The organism is Bacteroides sp. UBA939 (assembly GCF_002293435.1).
GTDB lineage: Bacteria > Bacteroidota > Bacteroidia > Bacteroidales > Bacteroidaceae > Bacteroides.
In genome coordinates, this window is the sequence record NZ_DBDF01000225.1 from 1 (window position 1) to 17,017 (window position 17,017).

Annotated in this window: 11 protein-coding genes and 1 pseudogene; 8 read left to right on the forward strand and 4 right to left on the reverse strand. The window is 44.5% G+C overall.

Annotation, left to right across the window (positions count from 1 at the left end; all coding sequences use genetic code 11):
* Positions 1 to 552 precede the first annotated feature (552 nt).
* The 5 genes from B2Z67_RS14920 (at position 553) to B2Z67_RS14940 (ending at position 9,208) form a co-directional block, all read left to right on the forward strand.
* On the forward strand, positions 553 to 2,187 hold the full coding sequence (locus B2Z67_RS14920; RefSeq protein ID WP_291530637.1) for a CTP synthase: 1,635 nt from the start codon (positions 553 to 555) through the stop codon (positions 2,185 to 2,187).
* A 50-nt stretch (positions 2,188 to 2,237) separates the two neighbouring features.
* Entirely contained in the window at positions 2,238 to 4,088 is a 1,851-nt protein-coding gene (gene yidC / locus B2Z67_RS14925) for a membrane protein insertase YidC (protein WP_291530638.1), read from the forward strand.
* 372 nt (positions 4,089 to 4,460) lie between these two features.
* Positions 4,461 to 5,792 (forward strand): MATE family efflux transporter, encoded by a 1,332-nt coding sequence (locus B2Z67_RS14930; protein WP_291530639.1) that lies wholly within the window; start codon positions 4,461 to 4,463, stop codon positions 5,790 to 5,792.
* 126 nt (positions 5,793 to 5,918) lie between these two features.
* Positions 5,919 to 7,058 (forward strand): AAA family ATPase, encoded by a 1,140-nt coding sequence (locus B2Z67_RS14935; protein WP_291530640.1) that lies wholly within the window; start codon positions 5,919 to 5,921, stop codon positions 7,056 to 7,058.
* Between the two features lie 41 nt (positions 7,059 to 7,099).
* Positions 7,100 to 9,208 carry an alpha/beta hydrolase family protein gene (locus B2Z67_RS14940; protein WP_291530641.1) on the forward strand — a complete coding sequence of 703 codons (2,109 nt, stop codon included), beginning with the start codon at positions 7,100 to 7,102 and terminating at the stop codon, positions 9,206 to 9,208.
* 8 nt (positions 9,209 to 9,216) lie between these two features.
* Here B2Z67_RS14940 and B2Z67_RS14945 read toward each other — a convergent pair.
* From B2Z67_RS14945 to lipB, 3 genes and pseudogenes are all read right to left on the reverse strand, one after another.
* Positions 9,217 to 9,804: pseudogene (locus B2Z67_RS14945) on the reverse strand (discoidin domain-containing protein); the annotation flags it as partial.
* The gene (locus tag B2Z67_RS14950; protein ID WP_291530652.1) at positions 9,756 to 9,986 is read right to left on the reverse strand and encodes a hypothetical protein; all 231 of its coding nucleotides are present in this window, start codon (positions 9,984 to 9,986) and stop codon (positions 9,756 to 9,758) included. The gene B2Z67_RS14950 and the pseudogene B2Z67_RS14945, both read right to left, overlap by 49 nt.
* Positions 9,987 to 10,037: 51 nt before the next feature.
* Positions 10,038 to 10,733 carry a lipoyl(octanoyl) transferase LipB gene (gene lipB, locus B2Z67_RS14955; protein ID WP_291530651.1) on the reverse strand — a complete coding sequence of 232 codons (696 nt, stop codon included), beginning with the start codon at positions 10,731 to 10,733 and terminating at the stop codon, positions 10,038 to 10,040.
* Positions 10,734 to 10,861: 128 nt separating this feature from the next.
* On the opposite strand from lipB, the gene B2Z67_RS14960 reads away from it, so the two are divergent.
* From B2Z67_RS14960 to B2Z67_RS14970, 3 genes are all read left to right on the forward strand, one after another.
* Positions 10,862 to 11,818, forward strand: coding sequence for a D-2-hydroxyacid dehydrogenase (locus B2Z67_RS14960; RefSeq protein WP_291530642.1), 957 nt, complete (start codon positions 10,862 to 10,864; stop codon positions 11,816 to 11,818).
* Between the two features lie 199 nt (positions 11,819 to 12,017).
* The gene (locus tag B2Z67_RS14965) at positions 12,018 to 13,127 is read left to right on the forward strand and encodes an endonuclease/exonuclease/phosphatase family protein (RefSeq protein WP_291530643.1); all 1,110 of its coding nucleotides are present in this window, start codon (positions 12,018 to 12,020) and stop codon (positions 13,125 to 13,127) included.
* Between the two features lie 8 nt (positions 13,128 to 13,135).
* Positions 13,136 to 14,758: an endonuclease/exonuclease/phosphatase family protein gene (locus tag B2Z67_RS14970; RefSeq protein ID WP_291530644.1), complete on the forward strand. Its 1,623-nt coding sequence runs from the start codon at positions 13,136 to 13,138 to the stop codon at positions 14,756 to 14,758.
* 705 nt (positions 14,759 to 15,463) lie between these two features.
* Here B2Z67_RS14970 and B2Z67_RS14975 read toward each other — a convergent pair.
* Positions 15,464 to 17,011, reverse strand: coding sequence for a BACON domain-containing protein (locus B2Z67_RS14975; RefSeq protein ID WP_291530645.1), 1,548 nt, complete (start codon positions 17,009 to 17,011; stop codon positions 15,464 to 15,466).
* Positions 17,012 to 17,017: the final 6 nt, after the last annotated feature.

Consider the following 17,017-nt stretch of genomic DNA (forward strand, 5'->3'; position numbering starts at 1 on the left):
TACGGGTACTCCTCCTCCCGGGAGGAGGAGAAGCAAGTTACTCCCACTAATCACATGCATTAATTACTAATAAATTGTCATTTATCTTGCAGTATGAATAATTCAGGTTAAAACATCTTTCACTATTAATTTAAGTTTCGCATGTTTTTTATCCTGTTGATAATCAGTAGAGATACTACTGATTATCAACAGAGATAGTTCAGCTATATACAGACAAGATGCGAAACTTCAGTTATTAACACGAATGTATCATGTTTCGAGAGTTATTTTTGAGGATGTTTTTCTGTTCTTATGAAAAGCATAGCGGGCTATGTGACGAGTAAAAAGAGGAAAACAGACCGAAAATAAACTCAAAACNNAAACTTTTTGAGGAAAATTTAAACAAGCTCTTATGTACTTCCTCTTTTTTTTGTATTTTTGCGCTTTTTAAGAGCCTGCTTAAATTCTCCTCAAATTTATTTTGAGAGTCATAATTAAACGTGTTTTTGATTTTACAAGGAGCATTGCAGGCTATGATATCAATAGAATAATAATATTAAAAACAATATAACTGTGGGAGAAACAAAGTATATATTCGTCACTGGTGGTGTTGCCTCTTCATTAGGCAAAGGTATCATCTCATCATCCATCGGTAAATTGTTACAAGCAAGAGGTTATAAAGTAACCATTCAAAAGTTTGATCCGTATATCAACATCGATCCGGGAACCCTGAACCCCTACGAACACGGAGAATGTTACGTAACTGTAGATGGGCACGAAGCAGACCTTGACTTAGGTCACTACGAGCGTTTTCTGGGCATACAGACAACCAAAGCCAACAATATCACAACCGGACGTATCTACAAGAGTGTTATCGACAAAGAACGTCGCGGCGATTATCTGGGTAAGACTATCCAGGTAATCCCACACATCACGGACGAAATCAAACGGAACGTGAAGTTGCTGGGGAACAAGCATAAATTTGACTTTGTCATTACCGAAATCGGCGGTACGGTGGGCGATATCGAATCATTGCCCTATCTGGAAAGCATCCGCCAGTTGAAATGGGAATTGGGGCGCGACGCATTGTGCGTACACCTTACTTATGTACCCTATTTAGCCGCCGCCGGTGAACTGAAAACGAAGCCCACACAACATTCCGTAAAAGAATTGCAGAGCGCAGGAATCCAGCCGGATGTATTAGTACTGCGCACGGAACATGAATTGAGCGCTAACCTGCGTAAGAAGGTAGCCTTGTTCTGCAACGTAGACGAGAACGCAGTAGTACAAAGCATCGACGCCTCTACTATTTACGAAGTGCCGTTGTTGATGCAGGCGCAAGGTCTGGACGAAACCATTATAAAGAAAATGGGACTGCCCGTTGGAGATACTCCGGGATTAGGCCCATGGCGCGCATTCCTGGAACGCCGTCATAAAGCAGAGGACACAGAACCGCTGCACATTGCACTGGTAGGGAAATATGATTTGCAGGATGCCTACAAATCCATTCGTGAAGCCCTTTCCCAGGCAGGAACCTACAACGACTGCAAAGTGGAAGTTGACTTCGTGAACAGCGAACAACTGACAGACGAAAACATAACCGAAGCACTGAAAGGCAAGGCGGGCATATTGATTGGCCCGGGTTTTGGCGAACGTGGCATGGCAGGTAAGTTTACCGCTATCAAATATGCCCGCACACACGATATTCCAACATTCGGAATATGCCTGGGTATGCAATGTATCGTTATCGAATTTGCACGTAACGTTTTGGGATATGACGATGCCGATTCACGCGAGATGAACGAAAAGACCCCCCACAATGTCATCGACATAATGGAAGAGCAGAAATCCATCACCAATATGGGTGGAACCATGCGTCTGGGAGCGTATGAATGCGTTCTTCAACCGGGAAGCAAAACATTCGAGGCTTATGGAACCGAACATATCCAGGAACGCCACCGCCATCGCTACGAGTTCAACAACCAGTATAAAGCCGAATACGAAGCGGCAGGTATGAAGTGTGTAGGCATCAATCCGGAATCCGACCTGGTAGAAATCGTTGAAATACCCAAACTGAGATGGTTTATCGGAACACAGTTTCATCCGGAATACAGCAGTACGGTAATAAACCCTCATCCGCTGTTCGTAGCATTTATCAAGGCATCTATCGAGAGTTTTAAAGAAAAGGAAAAAGAAGAAGGGAAATAAACAGCAATCCCAAATATTAAACCATAATAATAGATAAACAGCAAAAATTCATGGATAAAAACACCATTACAGGTCTTGTTCTAATAGCCATTTTATTAATCGGTTTCAGCTTTCTGAGCCGTCCCAGCAAGGAACAACTGGAGGCACAACAGCGTTATTACGACTCCATTTCGCTGGTACAGCAACGAGAAGAAGTATTGAAAGCCAAAGCAGAAGCAGCATTGGCAAACGAAAGGGACGTGGAAACCGTAGATTCGACATCACTATTCTTCAATGCACGCCAGGGAACAGATTCACTGATTACCATTCAGAACAATTTGACAACGTTAACCCTCCGTACAAAGGGTGGTTCCATATCTTCCGCTGTATTGAAAGAATACATGGAGCAGGATAAGAAAACTCCTGTAACCTTATTCACAGGAAACGATGTTTCCATGAATTTCCTTTTCTATAATAAGAAGGAAACAATACAAACAAAGGACTACTACTTCAAAGTTGTGAATCATACGGACAGTACCGTAACCATGCGTATGGTTGCAGACAGCGCAAGTTTCATAGACTTCAAGTATGCATTGCATCCTAACTCTTACCTGGCTGATTTCACTATTGAAGCCAAGGGTATGGAGCATAATCTGGCAACAACCAATAACTATGTCGACATTGAATGGTCACAACGCGCCCGCCAGATTGAGAAAGGGTATGTTTACGAAAACCGTTTGTCCGAACTGACATATAAGATTATAGGCGACGGCACGGATTATTTGTCCGCCAATAAAGATGATGAGAAACAAGTACCCGAACGTTTGGATTGGATTGCTTTCAAAAACCAGTTTTTCTCTTCGGTATTCATTGCTAACTCTGACTTTGAGAAAACAAAGTTAGTTTCCAAAATGGATGCAGAAGGCAGCGGATACATTAAGGATTACTCAGCCGAAATGAGTACGGCTTTTGACCCGACGGGTGAAGAACCGACAAAAATGTTCCTCTACTTCGGCCCGAACCATTACAAGACTCTGACTTCATTGGATAAAGGCAGGCAGGAAAAATGGGAATTAAACAGTCTGGTTTATTTGGGTTGGCCGTTAATCCGTTGGATCAACAAATGGTTTACCATCAATATTTTCGACTGGTTATCCGGTTGGGGGTTAAGTATGGGTATCGTATTGTTACTGATGACATTAATCGTAAAGGCGGTTGTATTCCCCGCTACCTGGAAAACTTATATATCCTCTGCCAAGATGCGTGTGCTGAAACCTAAGATTGACGAAATCGGCAAAAAGTACCCCAAGCAGGAAGACGCGATGAAGAAACAACAGGAAGTCATGGGTATGTACAGTCAATATGGCGTCAGTCCGATGGGAGGTTGTTTACCGATGCTGGTGCAATTCCCGGTTTTGATTGCCTTGTTTATGTTTGTGCCGAGCGCTATTGAGTTACGTCAACAGAGTTTCTTATGGGCGGACGACCTCTCTACGTACGATGCCTTCATTAACTTCCCGTTCAATATCCCCTTCCTGGGCAGTCACCTTAGTTTGTTCTGCTTGCTGATGACGGTTGTGAACGTTTGGAACTCCAAGTATATGATGCAGCAACAGGATACCGGCGCCAACCCGCAAATGGCAGCAATGAAGTGGATGACGTACCTGATGCCGATTATGATGTTGTTCATCCTGAACAGTTATCCTTCGGGGTTGAACTACTACTACTTCATTTCAACGTTGATCAGTGTGGTTACTACACTTGTCTTGCGTAAAACGACTAATGAGGAGAAACTTCTCGCCCAGTTGGAAGCTAACAAGAAAGACCCGAAAAAGATGAAGAAGACTGGCTTTGCTGCCCGCCTGGAAGCAATGCAGAAACAACAGGAGCAAATGATGAAAGAAAGACAGAATAAAAAATAAATCTCCTCTCTTTTCATCAACTTGATACAAGAAAGCCGGGTAATTGGTGCAATTGTCCGGCTCTTTTTCTCTTATTGAACATGATTTGTTAGTCATATAAATGAGATATTAACGTTCGGGGGCATCAATCAGGTTGCTGCGCAATGCAAGCAATCTTTTAGACGCGGAGAATGCGGACGACGCAGATTTCTATTTTATCTTCCGGATAGGTTAACATAGCGCAGCATTTAAANNATCCGCGTTATCTGCGTCTAAAAAATTGCCTGTATGCAGGAAAAGAAACCTTGATTACAAGGACTATACTGCCAATTTTTCATTTATACTATAAACCAATTAAACTGAGATACTTAACAGCTACAACTAAAAAAGACAATGAAAACTAAATATACGAATAAACAGATCTGGACTATAGCCTACCCCATTCTCATCAGCCTGCTGATGGAACAAATGATAGGTATGACGGATACCGCCTTTCTGGGACGGGTAGGTGAAGTAGAACTGGGAGCATCCGCCATTGCGGGTGTCTTCTACATGGTAATATTCATGGCAGCCTTCGGTTTCAGCATCGGTGCGCAGATACTCATCGCACGGCGCAATGGCGAACAGCAGTACAAGGAAATCGGAAACCTGTTCTATCAGGGAATTTACTTCCAGATAGGATTGGCGGCAGTCATGTTCCTCGTCTCCTACTTCCTCTCTCCGTTGATTCTGAAACGCATCGTGTCTTCAGAACATATCTATGAAGCAGCCATCGGTTATCTGAACTGGCGTGTGTTCGGAGCGTTCTTCTCATTCAGCGCTGCCATGTTCCGCGCCTTCTTCCTGGGAACTACGCAGACTAAAACGCTGACACTGAACTCCATCGTGATGGTATTGAGCAATGTGCTCTTCAACTACATACTCATCTTCGGTAAGTTCGGCTTCCCGGCTCTCGGCATTGCCGGCGCAGCTATCGGTTCATCTCTTGCCGAACTGGTTTCACTGGTATTCTTTATCCTCTACACCCGCAGCCACATCGACTGCCGCAAGTATGGGCTGGACCGCATACCTAAATTTTGCAGTGGAGTATTGAAACGAATATTGAACGTTTCCTTCTGGACAATGATACAGAACGTTATCTCCCTGTCCACCTGGTTTCTATTCTTCCTCTATGTGGAGCATCTGGGCGAACGGTCGCTTGCTGTCACCAACATCATCCGCAGTGTATCCGGCATATTGTTCATGGTAATGATGTCATTTGCCTCAACTTGCGGCTCATTGGTCAGCAACCTGATTGGCGCCGGTGAAAAGGATTGCGTGGAGGGTACTATCCGACAGCATTTGCGCATTGCATACTTATTTGTATTACCTCTGGCAGCACTCTTCGCGCTATTTCCGAAAGCGGTGCTCAGCATTTACACGGATATGCCCGAGCTACAGGATGCAGCGGTACATTCGCTTTGGGTGTTATGCTCCGCGTACTTGTTCATGGTACCCGGTAATGTATATTTCCTGTCAGTATCAGGAACAGGGAATACGCGCACGGCACTATGGATAGAACTAACAACACTGGTAATCTATGTGGCCTACATCACTTACATCATTCTCTACTTACGACTGGATGTAGCCCTGTGCTGGACATCAGAAATAGTATATTCCATTTTCATTCTGCTATTCTGCCGATGGTATATTAAAAGCGGACGATGGAAGGAGAAGAGAATATAGTGCAAAAGAGCGCAAAGCATGTAATCAATCCATTTCAAACTAAATGATTTGAAATAGATTGATTACATGCTTTGCGTTTCAATCTTTATCCTTATCTTTGTACTGAAAACCCAATATTTATTAATTATGGGAACACCTTTTATATACGGGCGAATAGCTGATGAGAGCAACTTTACCAATAGAAAAAAAGAAGTTGAACTGCTGAAACGTAACTTCTCCGGACTTGTGAACACAATCATTATTTCTCCGCGACGGTGGGGAAAGACCTCATTGGTAAATCGAGTTGCACAACAACTGTTGAAAGAGGATAGATCTATACGAATATGCCAAGTGGATATCTTCAATTGCCGTACGGAAGAAGAATTCTATCTGGCTTATGCCACTGCCGTACTCAAAGCCAACCATTCTGCATGGGATGATTTTACAGCTACCGTTCGCAAATATCTGGGACGATTGCTTCCGACTGTCACTTTCTCGGATACGGCTCAAACATGTGAATTATCTTTCGGACTTGATTTCAAGGAAAACAAGATGACGTTTGACGAAGTATTGAATCTACCGCAGGCGCTTAGCAAAGATTCCGGGAGAAAAATGATAGTCTGCATCGACGAATTCCAGAACATCAATGAGTATGATGACCCATTGGCATTTCAGCGAAAACTACGATCGCACTGGCAGAAGCACACAGACGTATGTTATTGCCTGTATGGTAGCAAAAGACACATGCTTCTGGATATCTTCCATAATTACAATATGCCTTTCTACAAGTTTGGAGAGATCCTGTTTTTAGAAAAAATATCAAAGGAGGATTGGATAGAGTTTATCGGAAGAAAGTTCTCTGAAACAGGAAAAGAGATTCGGGAAGAGTTGTGCGGTTTGATTGCCGACCGGATGAAGAATCATCCTTATTACACACAGCAGTTAAGTCAACAGGTGTGGTTTCGAACGGAGACTGTGGTTTCGACCGAGATAGTAGATGAAGCTTTCAATGATATCGTTGGGCAGCTTAGCCTGCTTTTTGCCAACGTCATTGATACATTGACTCCGCGACAAATCAATTTTCTGCTGGCAGTGGTCGACGGATCCACTAACTTTTCGTCGAAAGAAGTACTTACTAAATACCAATTGGGAACATCTGCCAACATCAAAAACCTGAAAAAAGCAACAACAGAAAAAGATTTGATTGATATTCTGCCGGGAAATAGGATAGTCCTGCAAGATCCGGTATTTGAATATTGGTTGAAACATATTTATCGAATAAGGTAGACAGAGACATTATACATTATACCTTAAATAATTAACAACGTATGAAACAAGTAAACCTATTGCTTATGTCAGCAGCAATGACATTGGCTGCCTGCGGAGGAACTAAAGACGCAGGGCAAGCCGGAGTACCGCTTATTGAGCGGTCGGATATCAAGATTGAAGGTAAACGTATGACTCCCGAAGCGCTTTGGGCTATGGGACGCATCGGTGGTATGACTGTATCGCCCGATGAAAAGCAAATTGCCTACACAGTAGCCTATTACAGCGTGCCGGAGAACAAGAGCAACCGCGAAGTTTTCATAATGAATGCAGATGGTACGGAGAACAGACAAATCACCCATTCCTCGTGGCAGGAAAATGAAGTGACCTGGATAAAGGACGGCACCAAGCTGGCATTCCTCTCCAACGAAAGCGGTAGCAGCCAACTATGGGAAATGAATCCCGACGGCAGCGGACGAAAGCAGTTGACGCAATATGATGGTGATATCGAAGGCTATTCTTTCTCTCCCGATGGCAAGAAATTGCTCTTCATCGCCCAAGTAAAGACCAAACAGAGTACCGCAGAAAAACATCCCGACCTGCCGAAAGCAACCGGTATCATCGTCAATGACCTGATGTACAAGCATTGGGATGAATGGACCACTACCGCCCCACATCCTTTTGTTGCCGATTTCGACGATAACGGTATCAGCAACATAACGGATATTCTGGAAGGTGAACTTTATGAAAGCCCTATGAAACCATGGGGTGGCATTGAACAACTGGCATGGAGTCCCGCCGGAGATAAAATAGCTTACACCTGTCGCAAGAAAACCGGTTTGACTTATGCCATCTCCACTAACTCCGATATTTATATCTATGATATCGCCACTAAGAAAACAGAGAATATCACTGAAGAAAATAAAGGGTATGATACAAACCCACAGTATTCTCCCGATGGCAAATACATCGCATGGCAAAGCATGGAACGCGACGGATACGAAGCAGACCTGAACCGCCTTTTCATCATGAATCTGGAAACAGGTGAAAAACGTTTTGTCAGCAAGGCTTTCGAGTCTAATGTGGACGTATTCCTCTGGAACAAAGACTCCAAGAGCATCTACTTTATCGGTGTGTGGCATGGCGAAACACAGATTTATAACATCAACCTTGCTGCAAACGATGAGATTACCCAACTGACTGACGGCATGTACGACTACGCTTCACTTGCCCTCGCAGGTGATAAAGTAATTGCTACACGCCACTCCATGAGCATGGGTGATGAAATCTATGCTGTATCTGCCACACGTAGCGATGACACATTCGCCGAAGCCAAGCAACTGACTTTTGAGAATAAACATATCTACGACCAACTGGAAATGGGTAATGTTGAAGCCCGCTGGATGAAGACTACGGACGGAAAGCAGATGCTGACATGGGTAGTCTATCCGCCACAATTCGACCCGAACAAAAAATACCCGACCCTGTTGTACTGCCAGGGTGGTCCGCAAAGCCCCGTAAGCCAGTTCTGGAGCTATCGTTGGAATCTCCAGATTATGGCAGCCAACGATTATATTATCGTAGCGCCCAACCGCCGCGGTCTGCCGGGCTTCGGCGTGGAATGGAATGAAGCTATCAGCGGCGATTACGGTGGCCAATGCATGAAAGACTACTTCACCGCTATTGATGAAATGGCGAAAGAGCCGTTTGTAGATAAAGACCGTCTCGGGTGCGTAGGCGCCAGCTTCGGCGGATTCTCCGTATACTGGCTTGCCGGACACCACAACAAACGTTTCAAGGCATTCATTTCCCACGACGGCATTTTCAATATGGAAATGCAATATCTGGAAACAGAAGAAAAATGGTTTGCCAATTGGGATATGGGAGGTGCATACTGGGAAAAACAAAACCCGGTGGCTCAGCGCACATTTGCCAATTCCCCGCATCTGTTCGTAGACAAATGGGACACTCCTATCCTCTGTATCCACGGTGAAAAGGATTACCGCATTCTTGCCAACCAGGCTATGGCAGCATTCGACGCCGCTGCAATGCGTGGTGTTCCTGCCGAATTGCTTATTTATCCGGATGAAAACCACTGGGTATTGAAGCCGCAGAACGGTATCCTGTGGCAACGCACATTCTTTGAATGGTTGGACAAATGGTTGAAATAAGGAGTCCTTTATCGAACTCCTATTTCGGCAAATCCCATACTTTCACCCTCATTGACCATCTTGATTGACTTCAAAGACAGGTAACGCGCCCTTACAGGAGTGAAGTACACAGTTTGTAAGATAGGATTGTGTTTGATATTGGAGAATTCACCTTTCACAATAACCTGATTCACGGCATCGGCTTCGGTTCCGACGGATAGTTCATAAGAGGATATTAACCCCTTGTTATATTCACTTTGATCAGGCAGGTAGTAGAAAGAAGTCAGAGTGCGTTCTTCTCCCAAATCAATCAGTAACGTATTGCCTTCGATAAAAGCAGTGGTACTTCCATCTTTATCCATACACTTCCGGGATTCGCCTTCGGGCATCCCGGTAAGTGTAAACGGATAGCTTTTCAACTCTTCTGTCTTGACAGTGAAGGTTTCGGATGTTTCACCGGCATAATAAGCCTCAATATTATTTATGCAAAGACAAGCGCGTGCATCGGTGAAGCGTATGCGAACCTTATCAGTTGAAACTGTCTCAAAGCGTAACAATCGCTTGTAACCTACCGTGGTAGTCTCCTCATTGAGTTTAACCGGGAATCTCCATATCCCCATTCACGGTCATTGAAAGTATTCAATCCGAAATGAACGAAAGCATAGGTTTCCATTTTCTGCCATTCAACTTGTTTTTCTTCGGGAACCGGTAAAATAGCTTCAGGAGCTTTCACGGCTGGAGCACAGGCTCCCAGCAAGGTTAGAACGGCTCCGGCACAAAGTAATTTGTTTGTTTTCATAAATATATTATTAAGGTTAATATTGCAAAAGTCACGTCTGACATCATATCTTCACTTCTCTGATTTATGGAGTAGTTCTTGCAGCTCCATATACAAACGCTGTTTCACTTCATCCATCGGTACTTCCCGCTGCAATTCCTGTTGCAACGAGGTAACCCCTTTATCTATAAATCCACAGGGATTGATATAACTGAAATACCTTAAATCCGTATTGACGTTCAACGCCAGTCCGTGCATGGTGACGAAATGGCTGCTACGCACCCCGATAGCGCAAATTTTGCGGGCACACGGTGTATTGCCTTCCAACCATACACCTGTAGCTTTCTCCAATCTTCCGGCGGGAATACCATAAGAAGCACATACGCGGATAACGGCTTCTTCCAATACATGTACGTATTCTTTCAGCCCTAAAGAGAATTCTTCGAGGTTGAGAATCGGATAACATACCAATTGTCCTGGACCGTGATATGTGATATCGCCACCACGGTCGATATGGTACAGCGTAGCGTCTATCGCCCGAAGCTGGTCTTCACCCAGCAACATATTCCGGTCTTTCCCACTCTTACCAATAGTATAGACGTGCGGATGTTCGCACAAAATAATGTGGTTTTCATATTCCTTGCTTACTTGTTTGGCATAAACAAGGGTATCGAATAACTCCGTTTGCTTAGTCCAAGCCTCAGCATACGGAATTATATTCCAGTCTGCTATATTCAATTTCATGCCTGCAAAATTAAGATTTTTAATCTTACTAATTGTTGCTTCACTAAGATTTAGTTCTTCGTTCGCTAAAAACTAATATTGGTTTTGCATAAATCTTTTCCTTTTCTAAATCTTTTCCCTAAATTTGCGCAGTCACTTTAAATACAGACAAAATGAGAATTGTAATATTAGACGGTTACACCGCAAATCCGGGCGATCTGAGCTGGGATAAGTTGAAAGAGTTAGGCGAGTGCACAATCTACGACCGCACCGCCCCCGACGAAGTTCTGCAACGTGCTGCCGGCGCAGAAATCCTCCTTACTAATAAAGTAGTGCTCAACAGCGAAACGATAGCCGCCCTGCCCGACCTGAAATACATCGGCGTGCTGGCTACAGGCTACAACGTGGTAGACGCCGTCGCCGCCAAACAACGTGGCATCGTCGTAACCAATATACCTGCATACAGTACCCCATCCGTAGGGCAAATGGTATTTGCCCATATACTGAACATCACCCAGCAAGTGCGCCATTACTCAGACGAAGTGCGCGAAGGGAAGTGGGGAAGCAGTCCCGACTTCTGTTTCTACGATACTCCACTCATCGAACTGCTCGGCAAGAAGATAGGTATCATCGGTCTGGGACAAACAGGATTTAACACTGCCCGTATCGCCATCGGTTTTGGCATGAAGGTATGGGCGCATACTTCCAAATCGCGTTTACAGCTTCCTCCTGAAATCAAAAAGATAGAAATAGATCAGCTATTCCACGAATGCGATATCATCAGCCTGCACTGCCCGCTCACGGAAACTACCCGCGAATTGATCAATGCCCAACACCTGTCATTAATGAAACCTACTTCAATCCTTATCAATACCGGCCGTGGCGGGCTGATAAACGAGCAAGACCTTGCCGATGCGCTGAACAGCGGAAAGATTTATGCCGCCGGACTGGATGTACTCTCCGATGAGCCTCCGCGTTCCGACAGTCCGCTATTGACCGCAAAGAATTGCTTCATCACCCCACACATTGCATGGGCCAACTTTGAAGCACGCCAAAGGTTGATGCAAATCGCAGTAAGTAATGTGAAGGCATTTATTGATGGGAAACCGGTAAACGTAGTAAAAGGATAATTTAGCGCTATGCGCTAAAATAATTATGAATTTTGAATGGCCTTGCGGCACGATTACGCAGCCATGTAACTACTTGAGTATAATATTCCTTAGTAATCAGTAGTATCTTTATTCTCCTCCTGGGAGGAGGAGAATAAAGATACTACTGATTAACATAATTCATAATTCAAAATTGCAAAGCTTCGCTTCGCTAAATACCATGGGAAAGTCAGAAGTTAAAACTTTATTTCGTAGTATTCCGGTTATACTAACTCTCTTTTTAGGTATTGTTACGATAGCTGCCGCTTTCTCCAAGTACTACAATCCGGCAGATTCGGTATACATGCCTATATTGGGACTGGTACTTCCTATACTATTAATATGCAACTTTCTTGTTGCTATCTGCTGGGCATTCGCCCGCAGACGCCGGGCATTTGTTCCGCTTGCAGCTTTAATTTTCAATTGGAGCTACATCCTTGCCATCTTCCAGTTCAGCCTCACCAAAGAAATTCCCGAAGGGCACTACAGCAGCAACTACGCCGACGGCTACCTGAAAGTAGCCACCTACAACGTCGGTAACTTCGGCGATGAAATCACCGGTTACTCCTGCAAAGAAATAGCCCGCTTCATGAAGCAGCAAGAAGTCGATGTACTTTGCTTCCAAGAGTTCAACGACAACCAATATTTCCCTATGGACAGCATCCGCAAAGTATTTTCCCATTGGCGGTACGCCTCAATGCCCACGGAAGACACAACGCAAGGAGTACTTCCTATAGCCATATTCAGTCGCTATCCGCTTATCAACGCCCAATTCATATCCTATCCGCAGAGCGTCAATTGCAGCATGCAGTGCGACATCGTTTTGGGACACGACACCGTTCGCCTGCTCAATAATCACCTGCAAACCACCAGCGTCAACCAGAACCGCCATAAATGGGAACGCGACCTTGCCAACACCAGCGACACCCGCCGCGAAGCCGAAGTCGTTCAAGGCGCCATTACCTCCCTGCATGACAACTTCATGAAGCGTGCCGGACAAACAGACTCCATCTGCCAACTCATCCTTGCCAGTCCCTACCCTGTAGTGGCATGTGGTGATTTCAACTCCTTGCCGTCCTCCTACACCTACCGTAAGCTGAGTGGTATCCTCAAAGATGGTTTCCGAACGTGCGGTCGCGGCTATATGTACACCTATCGCTACTTCAAACGCTTGTTGCGCATCGACTATATCTTCCATTCTCCCGGCATCCGGGGATACCGTTACTACTCGCCCGACTTGGACTTGTGCAGTGACCATAATCCGGTGCTGATGGAGATGAAAATAAAATAAAAACACTTATGAAAAAGCAACTACTCATTGTTCTCAACTTCTTACCGGTACTGCTATTTGCCCAGCAAGAAGTCCGCTTTCCCGATGACTTCCGGACGAGCGCCCTGAACGGAAAAGAAGTGACCATCACCAACACGTTGACACTGACAAGCAACCGTAATTATAATACCGGTTCAATCACCCTTTCCAAAGGTCAGCTATGGACTCCTACCGAGAAGAACCAACCAGGCATAGAGATGTTCAACCAAGAAAACCAAGCTAACCAGGAGAATCAACTCACCGTCAGACAAGGCACTTTCTCCTTCACAGATGCCAACTCCACCTGCCGCATCGGGCAGACTGTAGAAGGCCTGACCGGAAACGCCAGCTATCGCAACGGGACATATACCATCACGCTAACCCGAAAACCTGAATTCAAAGGAAACGAGCGCCCCACATCCTGCAACATCACCAAACAGTATAACCTGAAAGTAGCCAGCTTCAACCTGGAACATCTCAACAAAAGTATTGATACATACAGTATTAAACTCTCCAAAGTAGCTCTCGCCCTGCAAGCCCTCCAAGCCGACATCTACGCCCTCGTTGAAGTGGAAGGCGCAGCTGGGCTGAATGAACTCTGCCAACTCCTGAACGAAAACTACAAACTTCTGAACGGAAACAGCGATACACAGAAATACCAAACACGCTATTACAGAGACAATGCACAAGGTATGGCCTGCTTTATCTACGATAGCGAAACCGTTACCCCCATCGGCGCTATCAGCCCGAATACGTTGGCAGACAACTATCTGCCAAATCGCAAAACCGCCCAAGGCTTCCAACTGAACAGTAATAAAGAACGTTTCATCCTCTGTTGTAATCACTGGAAAGCCAAAGTAGGCAGTAATATTCCGAACCAATATAAAGATAAAGGTGATGGCCAAGGAGCCTACAATCTTCGCCGCGTGCAAGAGGCAGAAGCTACCCTGCAATTCATTGAAGAAATCAAGAAGACCTATAACGACCCTGACGTACTGGTAGTAGGCGACCTGAATGCCTATACTTGCGAAGATCCCATCCGTACACTCGAAGACGGTGGCCTCGTCAACCTGCTCACGACTTATGCTCCCAACGAATACAGCTATGCTTTCTTCAGCAACAGTAGCTACGCCATAGGTTATCTGGATCACAGTCTGGCTACAAGTACCCTCGAACAGCAAGCAGTGGATGCCCGTCCGTTCCGAATCAATGCAGACGAGCCTCAGAGAATGGACATCGATCAAAGCGGTGCTCAGCCAGGCAACATGTACCGCTGCTCAGACCATAACCCAATTGTTACTTTCATCAATTTAGGAACCGGCACCACCGGCATCAAAGACATCCCCGCCTACTCCCGTCCCACCATCCGCCTGACAGGGAATCCGCGTAGCGCTTATCTCACGTTGGTAAGTAATACCTCCTCTCCTATTACCCGCATAGAAATCCTCAACATCAGCGGACAGTCTATTGCCACACACAATATGGTGGACAGTGCCGGAATAGCAGAAAGCAGTTTCACATTTCCTATCACCGGATTGACTCGCGGCTTCTACCTGATACGCGCATACGACGAACAGGGAGAATGCACAACTTGCAAAACAGTGATACCGTAAAGCAGTACAAGAAGGATGAACTGAATGATAATTTATGCTTGAACACAGAGGCATGACGGCTGCGACTAAATGCTTCTATTTTTCTGTTTTTAACATTAAAATGATTCTATATGCCTTATTATTATAACTCATATATTTTCTAAAAAATGCATTCCGGAATCTTCGGTGAATAGATTAAGAATAATAATACGTTATTTCCGTATATTCTTTCATATTCATTCACTGTTTATGCAAAAAAGGCTGATTACCTGTGGGTAAATGGTTGATTACTTATAAGTAAATGGCTCACTACTTACAGGTAGTTGAGCCACTACCTATAGGTAGTTGACCATTTACCTATAAGTAGTTGGTAAACTACCCGGTAGTAGTCGGCTGTTTATGTCGTACTTCTCTCTTAAGAGGGCGCTTTTGAGAGGCATTTCATCCTAAAAAAAGTGTCAACATTTCGCTATCTATCTCATACTCTACCATTTACCGATTTTCGCTTGCGTATTTACCGGCATACAAGCCTCAGTGCGGAAATATCGCATTCTCGGCGGATTAAAAATACAATTTGTCAATTTGAACATGGGGCATTAATTGGCTAATTTATGAATATCCCTGTGTACACTTTCAAGCATTTCAAACAGCTATAAGAAATTGAGGCGTAATCAAAAAAAAAGAGACTGCCCTTTTGAGACAGCCTCTTTTGTTGTTAATAATTTCTTATTCGTTGCTCACATGGCTAAAGTAAACACTATTGTTAACCTCTTGAAGAACCTCGTCAGTCTTCGGATTTTTCCATGTGTATGTAGTTCTGTAACCTAATACTGTTATCTGATCGCCCACTTTGAGACCTCTCGCTTCAACGACTCCATTACGAGCATTGCCTGTAGCACCCCAACCAGGATAACATCCATAAGTGTAAAGTTGATTGGTACCATCGCTGATTATAAGGTTGCCACGCACAGCATCGACAATCTCTGTGATAGTTCCCGTTACTCGATACAGCAGGTCTGTAGAAGTGTTAGGCGCAGCAAGGAAATCAGCGAAAGAAACTTCTGTTACAGATATGAAATCCCCCTCTAATACTGCATTTATAACCTGAGGTGTATTATTATATTCTCCACGTGTGCCTACTAATGTAACCACGTCTCCTTCCTTCAGCTTTGTGCCTGCGAAATTGTTAAAGCGATAAACATAAGTCTCGCCAGAGTAATCTGCAATGTAGAAATTACCAGAACTACTGCTGGCAATGCTTGTGATAACACCTGTCAAACGATATTCCACGCTGTTTGCAGGTGCGGCATTGAAATCGGCAATGTTAGAAGCTACGACAGAACCTGTCTGCTCAATAGTGCCCTGAGATGTGTATTCCTTGCCACCACTTGTTGTGCGGAACGTGATTGTAGTGCTGCGGACGCCACCTGTATTAGGAGCAGCTTTAAACTTAATAACCGCGCTTGTTCCTGCAGACTCTATTGAAGCTATTGACAACCAATCTTGTGCGTCTGCCGGTATATCTACCGACACACCTTCACCTTTGCAAGTAACGTTAGCAGTAGCCACGCCACCGTCCTTAGAGATAGGACTACCTTCCATTGAATCAACCTTGACTAATGATTTGTTGATCTTAACTACAGTAACGTCCACCAGCTCAACAGTAGTAGTAGTACCAGAAATGTAAGTGGTCTTTGGACCTACTACAGTAACCTCGTCTCCAACTTCAAGGCCAAGGCTTAAGAAGTTTTGTGCTCTACCTGCTGCGTCAAGTGTTCCATAAATATAGATAGTACCTGATTCGTCAGTCAAATACCAGTTACCATATACAGTGTTGGCAATAGACGTAACGGTACCCGTTACTTGATATGTCTTGCTATCAGGGCCTGCAATTACATCAGCACATGTAGCTTCTGACACTTGAGACAATCCTTGAATTACATTAATGCGTTGTTTCTGTCCACCACATTCAATTATCACTTCAGCTGTGCGGCCATCGAGCGTGGCGTCTGCAGAGAAAGTAATCTGGCTTTCACCGGCTGCACCCGATGCAGTGGATGTTGTGAGCCATTCCACATCAGTAACCTTCTCTAATGTCCAATTGCCTTTGGCAGATACTGTAATCATAGTCGATCCGCCACCCATAGGAAGGGATACGTATGATGAAGATACTTGCACTTGTTCGAGCAATGTTACATCATCTTCATTCGTACAACTTGTCATAAATCCAGCAAGCATTATGACGAATGCCGGAAGAATATTCTTGATTTTCATAACTTG